The following is a 16,465-nucleotide window of genomic DNA, read 5'->3' as shown; positions in this document are numbered from 1 at the left end:
CGGCACTAGCAACCCGCAGGGCGCCCGCCGCGACCGCAGCGCGCCGGGCGCCCTCCCGCCGAGCGCCTGTCAGCCGGTGGAGGCGCCGAGCAGGGTGCCCACCGCGTACGTCACCGCCATGGCGATGCCGCCGCCCAGGACGTTGCGCAGCACCGCGCGGCGCGGGTCCGCACCGCCCAGCCGGGCGCTCGCCCAGCCCGTCGCCACCAGGGCCGCCAGCACCGCCACCACCGTGATCCAGATCCGGTGGGCCTCCGGCGGCAGCACGATCGCCAGCAGCGGCAGCAGCGCACCCGCCGTGAACGCCGCGAAGGACGCCCACGCGGCGTGCCAGGGATCGGTCAACGCGTCCGGGTCGATGCCCAGTTCGGTCTCCGCGTGGGCGGCCAGCGCGTCGTGCGCGGTCAGCTGCACTGCCACCCGGTGCGCCAGCTCCGGGTCCAGGCCCTTCGCCCGGTAGAAGCCCGCCAGCTCCAGCAGCTCCGCCTCCGGCGTCGCCCGCAGCTCCCGCCGCTCCTGCGCCAGCGCCGCCCGCTCTGCGTCCCGCTGGGTGCTCACCGAGACGTACTCGCCCGCCGCCATCGACAACGACCCTGCCAGCAGCCCCGCCAGACCGGCCGTCAGCAACTCCGTCGCACTCGCGTTCGCACCCGCCACGCCCACCACCAGGCCCGCCGTCGACACCACGCCGTCGTTCGCGCCCAGCACCGCCGCCCGCAACCAGTTCAACCGCCCGCCCAGCGCAGCCCCGTGCGCCTCCCCGTGCTCCGGCGGAACCGGCCCTCGCGGACCCTGTGGACCCTGTGGACCCCGTGGATCTCGCGGACCTTGCTGATCGGAAACGGCCATACCGCCCAGTCTGCCCGCCCCGCCCCGCAATACCGGGCACCCCCGCCCCGGCGTTTCCGAGGCCGGGGGCGGGGCGGGCCGGGGCGGGCCGGGTCAGGCCGACAGCCGGGTGTCGAGCGCCAGCGCCACCTGCCGGGTCGTCAGGCCGACGGTGTGCAGGGCGATCCGGCCCGGGCCCTGGTGGTCCAGGTGCAGCACGGCCGCGAGCAGCCGGGCCGGGAACTGCTCGGACGCCCCGGCCGCGGCCTCCTCGCAGACCTCGGAGGCGGTCCGCCCGAGCGGCGGGAACTCGCCGCGCGGCACCGGGAACGGGCGCCACCGGTGGACGGCCAGCTCCGCCAGCAGGGCGGATTCCAGGTCGGCGGCCCGGACCCCGAGCTCCGCCAGCAGGTCCGCGGCGGCGGGGAAGCCGTCCAGCAGGGCGAGCAGCAGGTGGGCGGTCGTCACCTCGTTGTGCCCCAGGGCCGCAGTCCGCCCGCACGCCGTGTCGATCAGCAGGGCCGCGTCCGCCCGCCCCGAGGCCCGCAGGGCCGGTCCGGAGTTCATCGCGTCAGTCATGCGCCGAAGCCTGCCGGGTACGAAGCACTCGGGTCAAATCCGTTGCGTAAAACCGGAATTGACCTGTTCAGAGGGTGGTCGGGGCCGGGTCGCCGTGCGGGTCGCCGGTCCACCAGTTGCCCGGGGCGTCGGGGTCGCGGCTGGTCCAGTACTCGATCAGGGCGGTGACGAACTCCGCCTCGGAGAGGGTGCCGTCGCCGTCGCGGTCCAGGTGGGCGAAGGCGGCGTCGGCGTCGGTGCGGCGCAGTTGGGGGAAGTGGCCGTGCTGGAAGGCGAAGAACTCCTCGGCGTCGATCCGGCCGTTGCCGTCGGTGTCCGCGATGGTGAGGAAGGCCCGGGCCAGCGCGCCCAGGGTGGCCTCGGCGGCCCCCGGCTCGTCGGCGAGCGCGACCCCGGCCGCCAGGAACTCGGCCCGCCCCATCGCCTGCGCCCCGGCGGGCAGGCGCGGCAGGTGCAGGTCCTGCCAGAGCGTCACGTACGCCGCCACGATCGCCGCCTCCGCCGCCGACCCGGCCGGGTGCCCCAGCGAACGCGCCACCGACTGCCCCATCAGCACGTGGTCCCGCTCGGTCAGCCGCCCGTCCCCGTCCGCGTCGAGGTGGTCGAAGCCGTGGCTGATCTTCGCTATGAGCAGGTCGTCGGACACCTGGTTCCTCTCGGTGGACGGGAGTTGACGGAGCGTCATCCTAGCGGCGGGTCCGAAATCGGGACGCCCCGGGCCCGAAAAGGGGACGCCCCGGGCCCCGGCAGGACGTAGGGTCCGGGCCATGGACCACGGGACGCGGACGGCGGAGTACGGGACGGTGCGGCAGCGGCTGGCGGAGCTGACCGACCGGCAGGTGGCGGAACTGGCGGCCGGGGTGGGAACGGCCGGGCTCGGCGGCCGGACGGGGACGGTCGAGGTCGGCGGCACACCGGTGTTCGTCAAGCGGGTCCCGCTGACGGCCCCGGAACGGGAGCGCACCACGGCCAACGTGTTCGGCCTGCCCGGCTGCTACCAGTACGGGATCGGCTCGGCGGGCTTCGGCGCCTGGCGGGAGCTGGCCGTGCACGAGGCGACCACCGCCTGGGTGCTGGCCCGCGCCCACGAGGGGTTCCCGCTGATGTACCACTGGCGGGTGGTGCCCGACAGCCCGCCGCCCGGGGCGATGGACTGGGCCGGCGGCCTGGAGCAGGCCGTCGCGCACTGGGGCGGCGACGCCGCGGTGCGCCGCCGCCTGGAGGCCATCACGGTCGCCGAACACAGCCTGGTGCTCTTCCTGGAGCACTGGCCGCAGACCCTCGGCGACTGGCTGGACGGCCACCCCGAGCGGGCCGGGGGAGCACCGCACGCCTGGGCGGAGCGCGAGCTCGCCCGGGGCGTGGCCTTCCTGCGCGCGCACGACACGGTGCACTTCGACGCGCACCCCGGCAACCTGCTGACCGACGGCGAGACGCTCTGCTTCGCCGACTTCGGCCTCGCCCTCCGCGCGGACTTCGCACTCACCCCGGAAGAACGGGAGTTCCTCGAACGGCACCGCGACTACGACCGCTACCACGCGTTCGGCCACCTGCTCCGGCGCCAGCTGGCCGACACCCGGCCCGACCGGCAGCAGCAGACGGAGTTCCTGCGCGCCTGGGCCGCCGGCGCGGCCGGGGCGGACCGGGCGGCGGTGACCGCGACCACCGCGGGCCTGCTCGACCGGCACGCCCGGACCGCCCTGGCCTTCGAGGAGTTCCGGCAGCGCCTGCTCGCGGACAGGCGGACCCCGTTCCCGGCCGAGGAACTGGCCGCGACCGTGCGAACCTGATGCCCCGTCAGGAAGCCAGCGCTTTCGCCGACTTGTCCCAGTTGTCGTGCAGCCGGTCCAGGTAGGAACGGGCCTCGGGCCCCGGGTTGGCGCCCCGGGCGAAGGCCAGCATGTTGCCCGCACCGGTGTTGTAGCCCAGCGCCATCAGCTCGTTGCGGTTGTACGGCCCCGCCCACTTGCCGGGCAGCTGCACCCCCAGGTCGTGCAGGTGCCAGGACGCCGCCCGCACCGCCAGCGCCGGATCGTCCGGCAGGTCCTCCCACGGCCGGTCCGCGAACGGGCGCCCCTTGCGGCACTCCTCGTACGCGGCCCGGTGCATGTTGGCGACCCCGAAGGAGGCGTCCGGCTTCATCCTCTGCCAGGCCCGCTCCACGTCCGGGCCGTGCGGCTTGTACGACTCGTTGTAGAGGATCGCCATCACCAGCTGCGGGTCCACCCCGGCCTCGGCCGCGTACTTCTTCACCTCGGCGGCGAACCGCGGCGGATCGTAGTCGGCGGCGCTGCGAAGCGACGCGGACGGCGACGGCGGGGCGGACGGGGCGGCAGCCGTCGCCCCGGGGGAGGAGGCCGCGGGAGCCGCGCCCGCCGGGGGAGCCGGGTCCGCGCCGCCGCGCTCGTAGCCCCAGACGGCGAGCACCGCCACCACCAGCACCGCCCACGGCCACTTCGCGGCACGTTCCGCCACCGGGCCCCTCCTTCCGTTCGCGGCCGCACGGCGACCGCCTCCTGGGGCCGAGCTTACGGACCCGGAGCGGATCCGGTGATCGTTCCCGACCCCCGCCCGGCCCCCGTCAGGCCCCCGCCCGACCGTCCCTCCCGGGCTCGGGCCGACGTCACCACGGGGCTCGGCTCAGGCCGGCGTCACCACGGGGCTCGGCTCAGGCCGGCGTCACCACGGCGTCGCGGCCTTCACCAGCAGCAGCAGCGCCACCGCCGCGTTCAGCGCCGACACCGCCGACACCGCCGTCCCCGCCGCCGCGACCATCGCCGCCAACCCGGCCGGGGAGGCCGGCGGCGGCCAGGCCTCGCCCAGGGCCGGGCTCAGCAGCGCCGTCACCCGCCGCGGCACCGGACCCGGCGCCGCGAAGGCCGCGAACGCCGCCGCCGGACCGCCGCCCCTGGTCACCAGCGCCGCCCGGGCCACCGCCCGCGCCGTCAGCCGCCGGTCGCCCACCGAACCCGCCGCCTCCTCGTCCGCCCAGCGCTCCGTCGCGTACCCCACCGCGCGCTGCAACGGCCGCAGGAACGGGTTCACGCAACTCGCCAGCTGCGCCGCCAGCAGGAAGCGGTGGTGGCGGTTCGCCAGGTGCGAGCGCTCGTGCGCCAGCAGCGCCCGCTGCTCGTCCTCGTCCAGGCTGTCCATCATCGAGGTCGACACCACGATCCGCCCCGGCGCACCCGGAACGCCCGGCACCGCGTACGCGTACGGCTCCGCGTCCGGCAGCACCACCAGGTCCGAGTCGGGTGGCATCGGCGCCAGCACCCGCTGCGCCCGGGCCCGGATCCGCAGGTGGCGGCGGAGCGAGCGCGAACACGCCGTCAGCACCGTCACCAGGCCCACCACCGCCGCCGTGCCGACCTCCTCGTGGAACGGCACCGCCGTGCGGATCTCCGGATCCGACCAGCTGTCCGGCAGCGGGTTGCCCGGGATCTGCGCCGTGCCCACCACGAACAGCAGCCCCAGCGCCAGCGTGCTGCACACCGCCATCGTCACGCCGATCCAGGACAGCAGCCGGACCGCGTTGCGCGGGTGCAGGTGGTGCTCGGCCAGCCGCGCGATCGGCAGCGAGGTCAACGGCAGCACCAGCGGGAGGAAGACGAAGAAGCCCATGTCGCTCAGCGCCCGCCGGGTCCGCCGCCCCCGGGCCGCTCCGGCGCCCCCGGGTTCAGCAGCGACCGCAGCAACTGCTCGTCCTGCGGCGTCAGCGCCGTCACGAAGGAGGCCAGCACCGCGTCCCGGTCCGGCTCGGTGTCCAGCATCCGGCGCATCCGACGCGCCGTCAGACCCGCCGCGTCCGCCGCCGCCGACCACACGTACGCCCGCCCGGACCGGCTGCGCACCACCGCCTGCTTCGCCAGCAGCCGCGACAGGATCGTCATCACCGTGGTGTACGCCAGCTCGCCGCCCACCTGCTCCTGCACCCAGGACGCCGTCACCGGCCCCGGCGCCCGGTGCAGCACCGACAGCACCTCGGTCGCCAACTCGCCCTGGCCCCGGCGGCGCCGCGCACCGTCCTCGCCCTGATCGCCGTCGCCGTGCTCCGCGCCGCGGCCCGCCAACTCCATCGGAGACTCTCCCTCCGGCGCGGCCCGCGCCCGACTCGGACTGTTGCCCACCCATCCTAGGCCGTACCCGCAAGGAGTCCGGAAGCCGCCCGCAAGCGGCCCGGAGCGCCCCGCCCCGGGGCCTCCCGGCCGAGCGGTGATCATGGAGTCGCTAGGGTGGGCGGACCCACCCGCGCCACCCCCCGGAGAGCACGTGTCCCACCGCCGCGCCCGCGCCACCACCCGTCGCCGCGCCGTCCTGCTCTCCGCCGCCGCCGTGCTGGTGATCGGCGGTGGCGCGGCCGCCCTCGCCGCCGCCGGTTCCGGCGACCACCCCCGCGCCGCCGACCGGCCCGCCGACACCGGAGCCCCGGTGGCCGCCCCCGCCGGGAGCACCGAGCCCGGCCCCACCGGCAGCGCCGCGCCCAGCGCGAGCGGCAGCGCCTCCGCCGCCCCCTCCACCGGCGCGAGCGCCAGTGCCAGTGCCCGCCCGAGCACCGCCGCGCCCGCCATCCCCGGCGCCAAGCCCGCCCCCGGCCCCGCCGCCAGACCCGGCACCGCGCCCGCCACCTTCACCGGCCTCGCCTTCGACACCTGCACCGCCCCGCCGCTCGCCACCATGAACGCCTGGCACGGCACCTCCCCCTACGGCGCCGCCGCCGTCTACATCGGCGGCAAGAACCGCGGCTGCGCCAGGGGCCTGTCGTCAAACCCCCGCCTGCCCCACGGCGCCCGGCACGCCCTCTCGCCGCACCGGCCGAAAACCCAAGTACACCCAGTACGAGGGCTTCCGGTCGGCACGCCGAGAGCACGCACCGACCACCGCGGGGCCGCGCCGGGGGTTTGACGACAGGCCCCAGCCCCAACTCACCGCCGACTGGGTCCGGGCGGTCGACGCCGGCGGCTGGAAGCTCGTCCCGCTCTACGTCGGCGCCCAGCCCCCGTGCCAGACCGGCAGCAGCCCCGAGAAGCTCACCGCCGACACCGCCGCCCCGCTCGGCACCGCCGACGGCACCGACGCCGTCGCCCGGGCCGCCGCCCTCGGCATGCGCCCCGGCAGCACCCTCTACCTGGACGTCGAGGCGTACAACAGCGCCGACACCGCCTGCGCCGCCGCCGTCCTCGACTACACCCGGAACTGGGACCGCGCCGTGCGCAACTCCGGCTACTGGGCCGGGTTCTACGGCTTCGCCACGTCCAGCGCCGCCGGCATCGCGCAGGCCGCCGGACGCGGCGAGGCCGACCTGCCCGACGCCCTGTGGTACGCCCGCTACGACGACGCCGCCGACACCACCGGCAGCTTCCCGTTCGCCGCCGAACTGTGGACCGGCCACCGCCGGGCCCACCAGTACCGGATCAACCAGAAGGAGAGCTACGGCGGCGCCGCCCTCACCGTCGACCGCAACGCCTGGGACGCGCCGGTCGCGGTCGTCGGCTGACGCCCCGTCGGAGGCTCCGTTCACCCGGGGGACGCCGGCCGCTCCGCCACCGGACGGCGGAGGTTCGGGACGGGCTGGCAAGGTGCGGCGGTCGACCGGGGACACACACCGGTCAGCCAGCTCCGAAAGGCTCCCACGTGAACCGTTCCGCCGCTCTCGCCACCGCCCTCGCGGCCGCGCTCGCCGGCACCGTCGGCCTGGCCGGCACCGCCGACGCAGCCGGCCACGCGCAGCGCGACGTCTACGGCACCAAGACCCCCTACGCCCCGCAGCAGGACGCCCGGCACTACCAGCAGGTCCCCAAGGGCTACACCGCCGTCTTCACCGAGAACGTCGCCCGGCACGGCTCCCGCGCGATGAGCGGCAGCGAGGACGGCGACGCCGTGCTCGCCCTCCTCGACCGGGCGCAGCAGCAGGGCGCCCTCACCGACCTCGGCGCCGAACTCGCCCCGCAGGTCCGCACCCTGCTCGCCGCCGCCTCCGGCCTCGGCTACGGCAACCTCTCCGCGCGCGGCGCCGACGAGCAGCGGCAGACCGCGCTGCGGATGGAGCGGCGCCTGCCCGGCCTGTTCGACACCATCGCGGCCCAGGGCGAGCCGATCGTCGTCGAGACCTCCGGCGTGGCCCGCGCCACCGCCAGCGCCAACGCCTTCACCGCCGGCCTGGCCGCCGGCGAGCCCGCCGTGGCCGGCCTGATCGGGGCCCCGAAGACCGACAAGAACCTGCTCTACTTCCACAAGCAGCCGCAGAACGCCGACTACCAGGCGTACGTCGCCCACGACCCCGAGCTGGCCGCCGTGCTGGCCCGGATCGACGCCGACCCGCGCACCGCCGAGGCCGCCCGCCACACCGCGCAGCGCCTGTTCGCCCGCGGCTTCCTGGACACCCTCGACGCCCCGCAGCAGATCGCCTTCGCCCGCTCGCTGTACGCCCTGTTCAGCGCCGCCCCCGACCTCGCCGTCGAGGCCCCCGGCGTCTCGCTCGACCGCTTCCTCCCCCCGCGCGACGCCCAGTGGTTCGCCTACCTCGACGACGCCGAGGAGTTCTACCAGAAGGGCCCCGGCTTCAGCGGACGCACCATCACCTACAAGATGGCCGGCGTCCTGCTCGACGACCTGTTCGCCCAGGCCGAGGCCAAGGCCGCCGGCACCAGCAACAACGGCGCCGTGCTGCGCTTCACCCACGCCGAGGAGATCGAGCCGCTGGCCGCCCTGCTGGGCCTGCCCGGCAGCACCCGGCAGGCCGCCGCCGACCAGCCCTACAGCTACCTGAACAACCCGTGGCGCGGCGCCGAGGTCTCCCCGATGGCCGCGAACCTCCAGTGGGACCTGTACCGCGCCGCCGACGACAGCAAGGGCCGGCCGTCCTACCTGGTCCGGATGTTCTACAACGAGAAGGAGACCGCCTTCAAGGACGGCTGCCAGCCGATCGCCAAGAACTCCTCCTTCTACGACCTGAAGGAACTCGAGCGCTGCTTCGGCCGCGGCTGACGACACTCCTTCCCCCGGCCAGGTCCCGGGCGGCGCCGACGAAACCCGCCCGGTCCACGAGACCGTCGCCGTCCTGACCGGGCGTCAGCCCGCCGCCGCCGTCCCGCCGATGAGCGGCCGGTGCTCCTCAAGTGCCCGGGAGCTCCGGCGGGCGGGTCCAGGTGCGGATGACCATGCAGGTCCTGGTCCCCTCCACCTTGCCCGTGCGGCGGATGGTGTCGATGACCTGCTGCAGGTGCTCCACGTCGCGCACGCGCAGCCGGAAGAAGGCGTCGGTGGTGCCCGCGACGCTGTAGCTCTCCTCGATCTCCGGGACGCTCTCCGCGATGCCCTGGATCTCCCCGCTGTCCGTGGCGCCGAGCAGGCGGATCTCGGTGAGCGCCTGGAGCATGCCCGCCCGGCCGTCGTCGACGATCGCGGCATACCCCCGGATCACGCCGTCCTTCTCCATCCGCTCGATCCGGCGCGCGCACGGGGCGGCCGACAGGCCCACCCGCCGCGCGATCTCGGACACCGGGGCCCGGCCGTCCCGCCGGAGGAGTTGCAGGATCTGCCGGTCCGTGTCATCCATGCGAGCACGATACGTGCGTGCCGCGCACTGATCGTGCGTCAGGGTCGGGTGTCGGGCGCGGATTTCCCGACACTGCGCGCTCGAATCCTGCGTTCTGCGGCCGATCCCTTCGCCGGAGCGGTCCGGGTCTGCCATCTTCGTACCCGGCACGGGCGATCCCCGGAGCGAAGGCCGCGCCGGCCACCCCTCGGCGCGGCCTTCCGCGACCCGATCTGCGACTCGATCCGGGACCCGATCTGCGGTGCGCCCGGGCGCGCCCGGGCGCACCCGGGCGGCGTGCGCGGATGCGGGGGGCGTGCGCGCATTCGGGTGTCACCGTTTCCGCCCGGCCTCGTTGTCCTGACGTGCACGTTGGAGAGGCGCTGCGGCGCGCAGTCGATGGCTGCGAGACATTCGAAGAATCGTTTCTGCCAAGACGGAGACGGGCGAACCCGCAGCCCGCCGGAGGTGGCCGGTGACCGGGGACGAGGACCTGGTGCCCCCGCAGCGCAGCGCCGCGACGAAGCTGATCCACTACCTGGTCCTGGACGTGGTGATCTCCCCCGACCTGGACGTGCCGGTGGCCGCCAGCCTGCGCTACAGCGCGGCCGAACCCTTCGTGGTCCACCTCGACAACCACATCGAACTCCCCGCCCCCGTCACCTGGGCGCTCTCCCGCGACCTCCTGCTGGCCGGCCTCGAACGCCCCGTCGGCCTCGGCGACCTCGCCGTCCACCCCGGCCGCGGCCGCGACGCCGGCAGCGTCCTGCTCGCCCTGCGCGGCGAGGACGACGACGCCCTGTTACGCGTCCCCGAACCCGTCCTCCGAAGATTCCTCCGCCACACCGAGTGCGTCGTCCCGGTCGGCTGCGAGACCGAACACCTCGACCTCGACGCCCTCGTGGCCCGCCTCCTCTCCGGCGAACCCTGAACCACCGGCGCGCTCGCGGGGGCGGGGACGGTCGGGGGCCCAGGAGCCTGCTCGGGCCGTCGGTCCGGATCGATCAGAAGAATCCGGTCAGTCTCCCCGGAGCGGCGGAGCAGATGGCACTGGCCATCGACCGTACGGCGATACGGCCGGAACGCCGGCGAAGGCTGAGGTGGGTCGCGGCGGGGGCGGTGGCGACCGTGCTGCTCGGCGCGGTCGGTGTGGTGCTGCCCGCCACGACCGCGCACGCGGCGCCGTCGGAGTACCTGGCCCACCTCGTCGACCCCGTCCGCAACTCGCTCGTCACCTACGACCTGGCGAGCGACACCGTGGTCGGCAGCGCCCCGGTCGGCAGCCGGGCGAATGCCATGGCGGTCTCGCCGAACAACGCGCAGGTGATGGGTGGGCAACCAGTTCGGCCAGTCGTTGACGGTGGTCGACACCGCGACCGGTATGGTCGCCGCGACCGTCCCGGCCGGGCGGTTCCCGAGCGCCATCGCCTTCGCCCCCGACGGCGCGCACGCCTACGTCGCCGACAACCACGCGGGCCTGACCGGCATCGACGTGTACGACACCGCGACCCGGACGATCACCGCCACCATCCACACCGACTACACGGTGTCGCAGCTGGTGGCGTCCCCCGACGGCAAGCACCTCTACACGGGCATGGGCGACGTCCTGGTGATCGACACCGCCACGGACACGATCACCGCGAGCCTGCCCACCGACGACCGCCGCAACATCGCCGGCTTGGCGCTCAGCCCCGACGGCACCCGGATCTACGCGGCGAAGGTCGACACCGGCACCCTCTGCGTGCTGGACCTCGCCACCAACACGCTCGCGGCCGTCGTCCCGATCGTCCGGTACGTCGGACAGGTCGCGCTCAGCCCGGACGGCGCCCACGCCTACGTCACCTCGTCCGGTGCGGGCGTGTCGGTGGTCGACACCGCGACCGCCACCGTGGTCGCCGCGATCCCCGTCGCAGGGGGCCGGTGGCGGTGGCCGCCGACCCCGACGGCGACCACCTCCACGTCGGTGCGTCCGGGGGCCGGGTGGCCGTGGTCGACACCCGGACCAACACCGTGATCCGTTCCACCGCCACCGGCGGCTACCTGGCCAACCTGGTGATCGCGCCCGCCCCGCCCCGCCCACCGTCGGCTCGCTCACCCCCGACCACGGCCCGACCGCCGGCGGCACCACCGTCACCCTGACGGGCCGTCACCTGACCGGCGCCACCGCCGTCATCTTCGACGGCACCCCGGCGAGCGGCGTCACCGTGGTCGACGACTCCACCGCCACCGCCACCGCCCCGGCGCACGCCGCCGGGGCCGTCGACGTGACCCTGACCGCGAAGGGCCGCACCGCGCCGGCCGGGCCGTACACCTACCAGGTCCCGCCACCCGCCGTCACCGGCCTCGCCTCGGCCACCGGCCCCGCCGTCACCCTCACCGGCGCCACCGCTGTCACCTTCGGCACCGTGCCCGCACCTTCGTTCACCGTCGACAGTGCCACGCAGATCACCGCCGTCGCCCCCGCCGTCGCTGCGGCCGGGCCGGTCGACGTCACCGTCACCACCCCCGGGGGGACCAGCGCCGCCGTCCCCTACACCTACACGAAGGACAGCACCCGGCTGACGGCGGACCCGCTGCTGCTCGCCATCGCACCGGGCCAGTTGAGCGTGAACCTCAACCTGTCGGCGACCCTGACCGACACCGTCACCGGCAGGCCGGTCCCCGGCGCCACCGTCACCTTCAAGGTCAGGGGCACCCTCGTCTGCACCGCCACCACCAACGCGTCCGGTGTCGCCACCTGCACCGGCCCCTGCCCGGTCGTCACCGTCCTGCTCAACCTCGGCTACACCGCCACCTACGCCGGTGACCCCGCCCACGAGGCCGCCACCGCCACCGCCGGCCTGATCCGCATCGGCTGACGCTCCGCCCACCGGAGCAGGCCGCCGTGCCCGCCCCCGAACCGCCGGCGCGCCGCCGGTCGGACGACCCCGGTGGCGGGCGCGGACGCGCGACCGTGCAGGCTGGGCGGATGGCCAGCCGCATCGAGAAGTACCTCGCCCACCTCGACCGCCTCTCCGGGGGAAGGGAGCCCCGGTTCTTCCCCGTCCACTCGACCCGGCCGGGGCTGCCGGGCGTGACCGAGATCGTGTACGACGACCTGCCGGCCGGGCTGCTCACCGCGTTCACCTACGGCCTCTCCGCGGCCGAACACCCGGACCGGCCGGACGGCGCGCCGGAACTCTGTCTCAGCGTCAACTCGACCGACGTGATCTGGGCCCACGCGGTGGGCCACCTCGCCGAACAGCTGCGCGGCACCTGTCCGTTCGTCCACGGCAGCACCATCAACTTCGGCGAGCGCATCGCGCCCGGATCGGAGATGACGGCGTTCTGCGTCCTCGAACCGCCGCACCTCGACCGGGCCGACCGCCTGGGCATCGACGTCGGCCCGCCGGGACACGAGGGCCACGACCTGATCGACATCCGGGGCCTCCAGCCCATCCACGAGATCGAACGGCAGTTCATCGCCGAGCACGGCTTCGAGGCCTTCCGCCGGACCGGCTGGGACCCCACCGACGTCCTGCGCCGCCCCGCGGTCTGACCGGGCGCCGCCACGCGGCACACTGGGCGGACGGGCTTCGGGGCGGGGCCTGTTCGCGCGCACCGAGACTCCGGAAGAAGTCGCCGCTCTCCCGGCCAGCCGTGTTGATCGACTGCCCGTAGCTCCGGGGCATGGCCGCGCCCTGCAACGGCTCCGCCCACGAGCGTCTCGTTGCCGGTACTCAGGCACCAGCGAACCGCCTCGGCGCCGGAGCGCTCCATCGATGGAGCGCCTTTGGGTCACTTCACTCCGAAGAATTCTCCGATTTTACTGCCGAGCCTCACTCGTGGTCACGATGTCGATAGCGACTCGGAGCGGTGTCTCCGCATTCCCCAGTAGTGCACGGGTGATTGCGATCGCCTGTACGGTGCTTACGCCACGCTCGGCCAGGAGAGTCTGGACGGCCTCCATTCCATCGTTCTCAAGGACTGGCCGGGAATCCTCGACGAGAGCAGTCCAGCGTGCGGCTTCCTCGGGGCGTAGTCCGATCACGTGGTCAAACACGACTGCTTCCTCCTTGGGCTGAACCGGTGGGTCGTACTCACGTCTCGCTGGAGTCCCGGGTCACATGGTCGGATGTCACTGTGATGCCGACCATCAGCGGCTAGCATCCCCACTCGCCGCATGCACAGCCGAGTACGGTCGTCTTCGGCCGGCCGGCTGCATCCCGGCCTCCGTCTCGAACCGGTCGATCAATTCGGTCAGTGGTATTCGGTCGATGCGCGGGACGACTTCGTGCGCGCCGAGTCCGGTATGACGTAGAAATTCGAAGTTCATTTCCTGGGCGGCCATATTCCGCATGCCCTCTCCGGATTCGTTCTTGAGTGCTGGTCTGGGTGGTCGGAGTACCCGTTGGTCGTGACGCCTCCGTGCTCGAACGACAGCGCGGCCAGTTGGTGAACCCCTGCAGTCCCATCGATTCGCCCGGAGATGTTGGTGCAGTGGTGGCCACTGACCGGAACCCGCGGTTTGTACTGCCGTGGCGGATGCCGATCGAGTGAGGTAACGGTCTCAGCGCGCCCACCTGCGGGGAGGTGAACACGGTGCGCATGGCTGGAGCATAGGTGGTGGAGATCCTCGGCGGCCATGGATATTCAGAGCTGTCGCGGGCCCGTCGCCGCAGTGGTGGTGCCCGTGGCGATGTTGGCGAAGGCCGGCGTGCCCGGGTTGAAGGCTGCCGCTCGGTCGGCTCGCCGCCGCGCGGTCGACGGTGCGGAATGACGGGACCGGTCCCGAGGCAGCCGCCGTCGGCGATCGTGGCGATCCTGCCGACGGGTGGCCTTGGCGCCGGACTCCTCTCGGGCCCGGCAACCGTTCGGGTTGCCGGGAAGGGTGTCCCGACGGCCACGGCCAGGTGGGTGTGGGTGTCGATGACGACCTGGCAGTTGGTGGGGCGCCGGTAGTTCTTGGACTGCCCGGTGACGGTGTGATCCCGGGCGGGGGCCAAGGTGCTGTCCACGCTGCGCGCCGTTCCCTTGCGGAACCGCTGTCTCTGCTTGCGGGCAAGCCTCGGCCCGGTGCGATCGATGATCCGATCGGCTGCGGACTTCGAGGGCCGGGCGCGAGTCGCCGGGTGTGCCGACATCCGCGTATTGAACGCGTTCAATACGGTGCCATGATGGGGGCGTACGACCGGTCGCCAGCCCATCGCAGGTGGGCGACCGGACACTTTGTCGTGCGCGGGGCGGGAAGAGGGCAGCACATGGACAGGGCGACAGCGAGTGGCCGACGGCTGCGCGGCACGCGAATTGCGGCCTGGGTGCTGGTGGTGGGGTCCACGGTCGCGGCAGCGCCGGGCTGCGGGGCTCTGGGCGGTGGCCGGCCGGACGAGGTGCTGATCGGCGGAAGCGACCTGGCCGGCACCTGGACGGACAAGGACCGCAACATCACGCTGCGGTTCGAACCGGACCACCGCGCGGTTGTCACCGGCCGTTGGCTGAGCACCTCCTGCGGCCCGCAGGGGATCTGGCAGTTCTATGTTCGCGACTCCGAGACCTCCGCCCACACCGACGCGCGAGCCACCGAGGGCTACGAGGCCGCAGTGGTCCTCTACCGCCCCGGCCCGCCGGGGCCGTCCACCTCCTGCGACAGCCTCTACCCGAGCGTCTTCCGCGTCGACGGCACGTATGCCCTGTGCCTGATTGATGATCCGGACAGCTTCTGCGCCGACAGCGAGTTGCTGTACAAGATCCCGGAGTCCGGTGACCCGAAAATCGGTTGAGTCGTCGATGCGACCGTGCGGGCAGGGGTGATCCGACGGATGCCCGGTGGGAGCGGCTGGAACCGTTGTTGCCGGTGGGCGACCACCCGGATCCGACCGCCGTGCTCACTCCGGCCACAGCGTGACAGCCTCGCGGCCGTGGCCACTGAAACAGAGGCAGGAGAACTGCTGCATCGGCGCGGTCGGCGGACGGCGTTCACGATCTCTGATCTCTGATCTCTGATCTCTGATCGGGTGAATGCGTGGTCCGCCCCGCATCCTCACCGGAGAGCTTGGGCGCTCGCTTTGCTCGGCCGGCGCCAACGGCATCGCCCCAGAAGCGGCGTGACGCTCAGCGTGGCCTGGTTGAGGGACGGCCCATGGGCGTTCGTTGCTGCCGGGTGACCTTGAGTCGCTCCGCTGCGCTGCCCCGGACTTCACACGGCGATCGTTCCCTGCCGCTGCACGTCGGCCGTCGACCGCCTCGCTTTCACCGGCACCGATTCCTCCCGGTTCGCCTCGGCCTGGGCGTGGGCCGAAGGGTCCGCCAAGGCCGGTTGGCCACCGCAGGTTCCAGACCGACGACCTGTGATCCTCTGCCCAGATCACGGATCGTCGCGCCGAGGCTCGGTGTCTCCGAGGGCGAACGGCGGCGGCTGACGGGACCGGCCCGCCCCCGGGAGGGGCGGGCCGGTCGGGGCTGACGGGGTGTCAGCAGGGCAGGACCACGTCGAGGGTGACGGGGTTCGGGGCCCACGGGTAGGACTGGACGGCGAAGGAGGCGCGGATCGGGCCGTCGCAGGCGACGGTGCCGGTGACGTCGCCGACCGTCCTGGTGGAGCCGGTGAAGACCACGTACTGGTTGAGGGTGCCGGCCGGGTTGGTGCCGGTGAGGGTGGTGGCCAGTTCCTGCTGCGGCGGCCACGGGGTGCCCGGGGACGGCGGGCCGGCCAGGCCGACGGTGCCGTAGAGCCGGACCTGCTCGCCGGTGCGCTCCGCGCAGACCCGGGTGGACAGCCCCGCCTGGAGGCCCCAGGGGCTGCACGCGGTGACGGTCGTGGCAGTCGTGGCGGTCGACGTCGCTGCCGAGGTCGGTGCCGAGGCCGAGGCCGGGGTCACGACGACGGCGGACAGTGCTGCCGCACCGGCCAGGACGGCCAGGGGCTTGATCATGAGGGTTCTCCCGATGCTTGCGGTGGTGCTGCTCGGTCTCACTGCTTCATCTCACTGCTTCGTCTTGCTGCACCGGCCGGGCTCGTTCCGGTCGATGCAATGTCATATTGCATGCCGTGAGGGTGCGGAAGGTGAGCATTCGGCCACGGAACGGAGTACTCCACCCGACGGAACGGCCCCGTCGCGCCGGAAATACGGAATTTGCGCAGGTATGGGGGCCTCCCGCAGGCTCTAGGCATGAGCTCACCCGCGATGCCCGTCTACCGGGGCCCCGCCCTGCTGCTGGTCGAGGGCCTCCAGATCCCGGTCCAGGCCGAACTCACCGGCGACGTACCGGAACTGGGCCTCCCGGGCTGGACGGGCGTGCTGGAGAGCGGGGACACCCGGTTCAGCGCGGGCACCGTCCGCTCCGGCCGCCTGCGGCTGCCCGGGGGATGGGAGGGCGGCTTCGCGGTGATCCGCCGGCTCCTCGGGGTCTCCACCGTCTGGGTGCGCGGCAACGACCTGGAGGCGTCCCCGGCGGACTGGCCCGACTCCTGCCCCCGCTCCGGTTCCTGACGCCCCGTCCCCGTCCCCGCCGGGGCCGGACCGCTTCGTCCCGCTGCGCCGTCCC

General features: G+C 73.8%; 16 protein-coding genes and 2 pseudogenes. 10 read left to right on the top strand and 8 right to left on the bottom strand.

Annotated elements, in window-relative coordinates; translation table 11 throughout:
- Positions 1–69: 69 nt before the first annotated feature.
- From ACIOHG_RS26090 to ACIOHG_RS26080, 3 genes are all read right to left on the bottom strand, one after another.
- Positions 70–729 (bottom strand): VIT family protein, encoded by a 660-nt coding sequence (locus tag ACIOHG_RS26090; RefSeq protein ID WP_400954035.1) that lies wholly within the window; start codon positions 727–729, stop codon positions 70–72.
- A 213-nt stretch (positions 730–942) separates the two neighbouring features.
- Positions 943–1,407: a Clp protease N-terminal domain-containing protein gene (locus tag ACIOHG_RS26085; protein ID WP_400954034.1), complete on the bottom strand. Its 465-nt coding sequence runs from the start codon at positions 1,405–1,407 to the stop codon at positions 943–945.
- A gap of 67 nt (positions 1,408–1,474) precedes the next feature.
- Positions 1,475–2,053 carry an EF-hand domain-containing protein gene (locus ACIOHG_RS26080; protein WP_400954033.1) on the bottom strand — a complete coding sequence of 193 codons (579 nt, stop codon included), beginning with the start codon at positions 2,051–2,053 and terminating at the stop codon, positions 1,475–1,477.
- Positions 2,054–2,174: 121 nt separating this feature from the next.
- On the opposite strand from ACIOHG_RS26080, the gene ACIOHG_RS26075 reads away from it, so the two are divergent.
- Entirely contained in the window at positions 2,175–3,197 is a 1,023-nt protein-coding gene (locus ACIOHG_RS26075) for a protein kinase family protein (RefSeq protein WP_400954032.1), read from the top strand.
- Between the two features lie 7 nt (positions 3,198–3,204).
- Here ACIOHG_RS26075 and ACIOHG_RS26070 read toward each other — a convergent pair whose 3' ends face one another.
- From ACIOHG_RS26070 to ACIOHG_RS26060, 3 genes are all read right to left on the bottom strand, one after another.
- Complete coding sequence (locus ACIOHG_RS26070; RefSeq protein ID WP_400954031.1) at positions 3,205–3,882, bottom strand: transglycosylase SLT domain-containing protein; 678 nt, start codon at positions 3,880–3,882, stop codon at positions 3,205–3,207.
- A gap of 204 nt (positions 3,883–4,086) precedes the next feature.
- Entirely contained in the window at positions 4,087–5,028 is a 942-nt protein-coding gene (locus tag ACIOHG_RS26065; RefSeq protein ID WP_400954030.1) for a M56 family metallopeptidase, read from the bottom strand.
- A 5-nt stretch (positions 5,029–5,033) separates the two neighbouring features.
- Positions 5,034–5,483 carry a BlaI/MecI/CopY family transcriptional regulator gene (locus ACIOHG_RS26060; protein ID WP_400954029.1) on the bottom strand — a complete coding sequence of 150 codons (450 nt, stop codon included), beginning with the start codon at positions 5,481–5,483 and terminating at the stop codon, positions 5,034–5,036.
- Between the two features lie 193 nt (positions 5,484–5,676).
- On the opposite strand from ACIOHG_RS26060, the gene ACIOHG_RS26055 reads away from it, so the two are divergent.
- From ACIOHG_RS26055 to ACIOHG_RS26045, 3 genes and pseudogenes are all read left to right on the top strand, one after another.
- The gene (locus tag ACIOHG_RS26055) at positions 5,677–6,309 is read left to right on the top strand and encodes a hypothetical protein (protein ID WP_400954028.1); all 633 of its coding nucleotides are present in this window, start codon (positions 5,677–5,679) and stop codon (positions 6,307–6,309) included.
- Positions 6,310–6,322: 13 nt separating this feature from the next.
- Positions 6,323–6,901 (top strand): annotated as a pseudogene (locus tag ACIOHG_RS26050) (DUF1906 domain-containing protein); the annotation flags it as partial.
- A gap of 137 nt (positions 6,902–7,038) precedes the next feature.
- Positions 7,039–8,391, top strand: coding sequence for a histidine-type phosphatase (locus ACIOHG_RS26045; protein WP_400954027.1), 1,353 nt, complete (start codon positions 7,039–7,041; stop codon positions 8,389–8,391).
- 127 nt (positions 8,392–8,518) lie between these two features.
- On the opposite strand, the gene ACIOHG_RS26040 is transcribed toward ACIOHG_RS26045, so the two are convergent.
- A complete protein-coding gene (locus ACIOHG_RS26040; RefSeq protein ID WP_400954026.1) occupies positions 8,519–8,962 on the bottom strand; it encodes an Lrp/AsnC family transcriptional regulator in 444 nt (147 codons plus the stop codon).
- Between the two features lie 454 nt (positions 8,963–9,416).
- On the opposite strand from ACIOHG_RS26040, the gene ACIOHG_RS26035 reads away from it, so the two are divergent.
- From ACIOHG_RS26035 to ACIOHG_RS26015, 5 genes and pseudogenes are all read left to right on the top strand, one after another.
- Positions 9,417–9,872 (top strand): SsgA family sporulation/cell division regulator, encoded by a 456-nt coding sequence (locus tag ACIOHG_RS26035; protein ID WP_400954025.1) that lies wholly within the window; start codon positions 9,417–9,419, stop codon positions 9,870–9,872.
- Between the two features lie 399 nt (positions 9,873–10,271).
- A complete protein-coding gene (locus ACIOHG_RS26030; RefSeq protein ID WP_400954024.1) occupies positions 10,272–10,955 on the top strand; it encodes a hypothetical protein in 684 nt (227 codons plus the stop codon).
- 73 nt (positions 10,956–11,028) lie between these two features.
- Positions 11,029–11,799 (top strand): annotated as a pseudogene (locus tag ACIOHG_RS26025) (IPT/TIG domain-containing protein); the annotation flags it as partial.
- A gap of 110 nt (positions 11,800–11,909) precedes the next feature.
- Positions 11,910–12,479: a suppressor of fused domain protein gene (locus ACIOHG_RS26020; protein WP_400954023.1), complete on the top strand. Its 570-nt coding sequence runs from the start codon at positions 11,910–11,912 to the stop codon at positions 12,477–12,479.
- A gap of 1,702 nt (positions 12,480–14,181) precedes the next feature.
- A complete protein-coding gene (locus ACIOHG_RS26015) occupies positions 14,182–14,700 on the top strand; it encodes a hypothetical protein (protein WP_400954022.1) in 519 nt (172 codons plus the stop codon).
- A gap of 690 nt (positions 14,701–15,390) precedes the next feature.
- On the opposite strand, the gene ACIOHG_RS26010 is transcribed toward ACIOHG_RS26015, so the two are convergent.
- Positions 15,391–15,852: a hypothetical protein gene (locus ACIOHG_RS26010; protein WP_400954021.1), complete on the bottom strand. Its 462-nt coding sequence runs from the start codon at positions 15,850–15,852 to the stop codon at positions 15,391–15,393.
- Positions 15,853–16,089: 237 nt separating this feature from the next.
- Between ACIOHG_RS26010 and ACIOHG_RS26005 the strand changes: the two genes are divergently transcribed.
- On the top strand, positions 16,090–16,410 hold the full coding sequence (locus ACIOHG_RS26005; protein ID WP_400954020.1) for a hypothetical protein: 321 nt from the start codon (positions 16,090–16,092) through the stop codon (positions 16,408–16,410).
- The last annotated feature ends 55 nt before the right edge of the window (positions 16,411–16,465 follow it).

The sequence above is a fragment of the Kitasatospora sp. NPDC088134 genome (assembly GCF_044741705.1).
Taxonomy (GTDB): Bacteria; Actinomycetota; Actinomycetes; order Streptomycetales; family Streptomycetaceae; genus Kitasatospora.
This window is presented reverse-complemented; position numbering and strand designations above follow the sequence as displayed.

Bases quoted from the DNA above. Each gene is read 5' to 3' on its own strand.
- ACIOHG_RS26065 (WP_400954030.1), bottom strand. From the start codon at position 5,028: ATGGGCTTCTTCGTCTTCCTCCCGCTGGTGCTGCCGTTGACCTCGCTG.
- ACIOHG_RS26085 (WP_400954034.1), bottom strand. From the start codon at position 1,407: ATGACTGACGCGATGAACTCCGGACCGGCCCTGCGGGCCTCGGGGCGG.
- ACIOHG_RS26020 (WP_400954023.1), top strand. From the start codon at position 11,910: ATGGCCAGCCGCATCGAGAAGTACCTCGCCCACCTCGACCGCCTCTCC.
- ACIOHG_RS26040 (WP_400954026.1), bottom strand. From the start codon at position 8,962: ATGGATGACACGGACCGGCAGATCCTGCAACTCCTCCGGCGGGACGGC.
- ACIOHG_RS26005 (WP_400954020.1), top strand. From the start codon at position 16,090: ATGAGCTCACCCGCGATGCCCGTCTACCGGGGCCCCGCCCTGCTGCTG.
- ACIOHG_RS26060 (WP_400954029.1), bottom strand. From the start codon at position 5,483: ATGGAGTTGGCGGGCCGCGGCGCGGAGCACGGCGACGGCGATCAGGGC.
- ACIOHG_RS26075 (WP_400954032.1), top strand. From the start codon at position 2,175: ATGGACCACGGGACGCGGACGGCGGAGTACGGGACGGTGCGGCAGCGG.
- ACIOHG_RS26010 (WP_400954021.1), bottom strand. From the start codon at position 15,852: ATGATCAAGCCCCTGGCCGTCCTGGCCGGTGCGGCAGCACTGTCCGCC.
- ACIOHG_RS26015 (WP_400954022.1), top strand. From the start codon at position 14,182: ATGGACAGGGCGACAGCGAGTGGCCGACGGCTGCGCGGCACGCGAATT.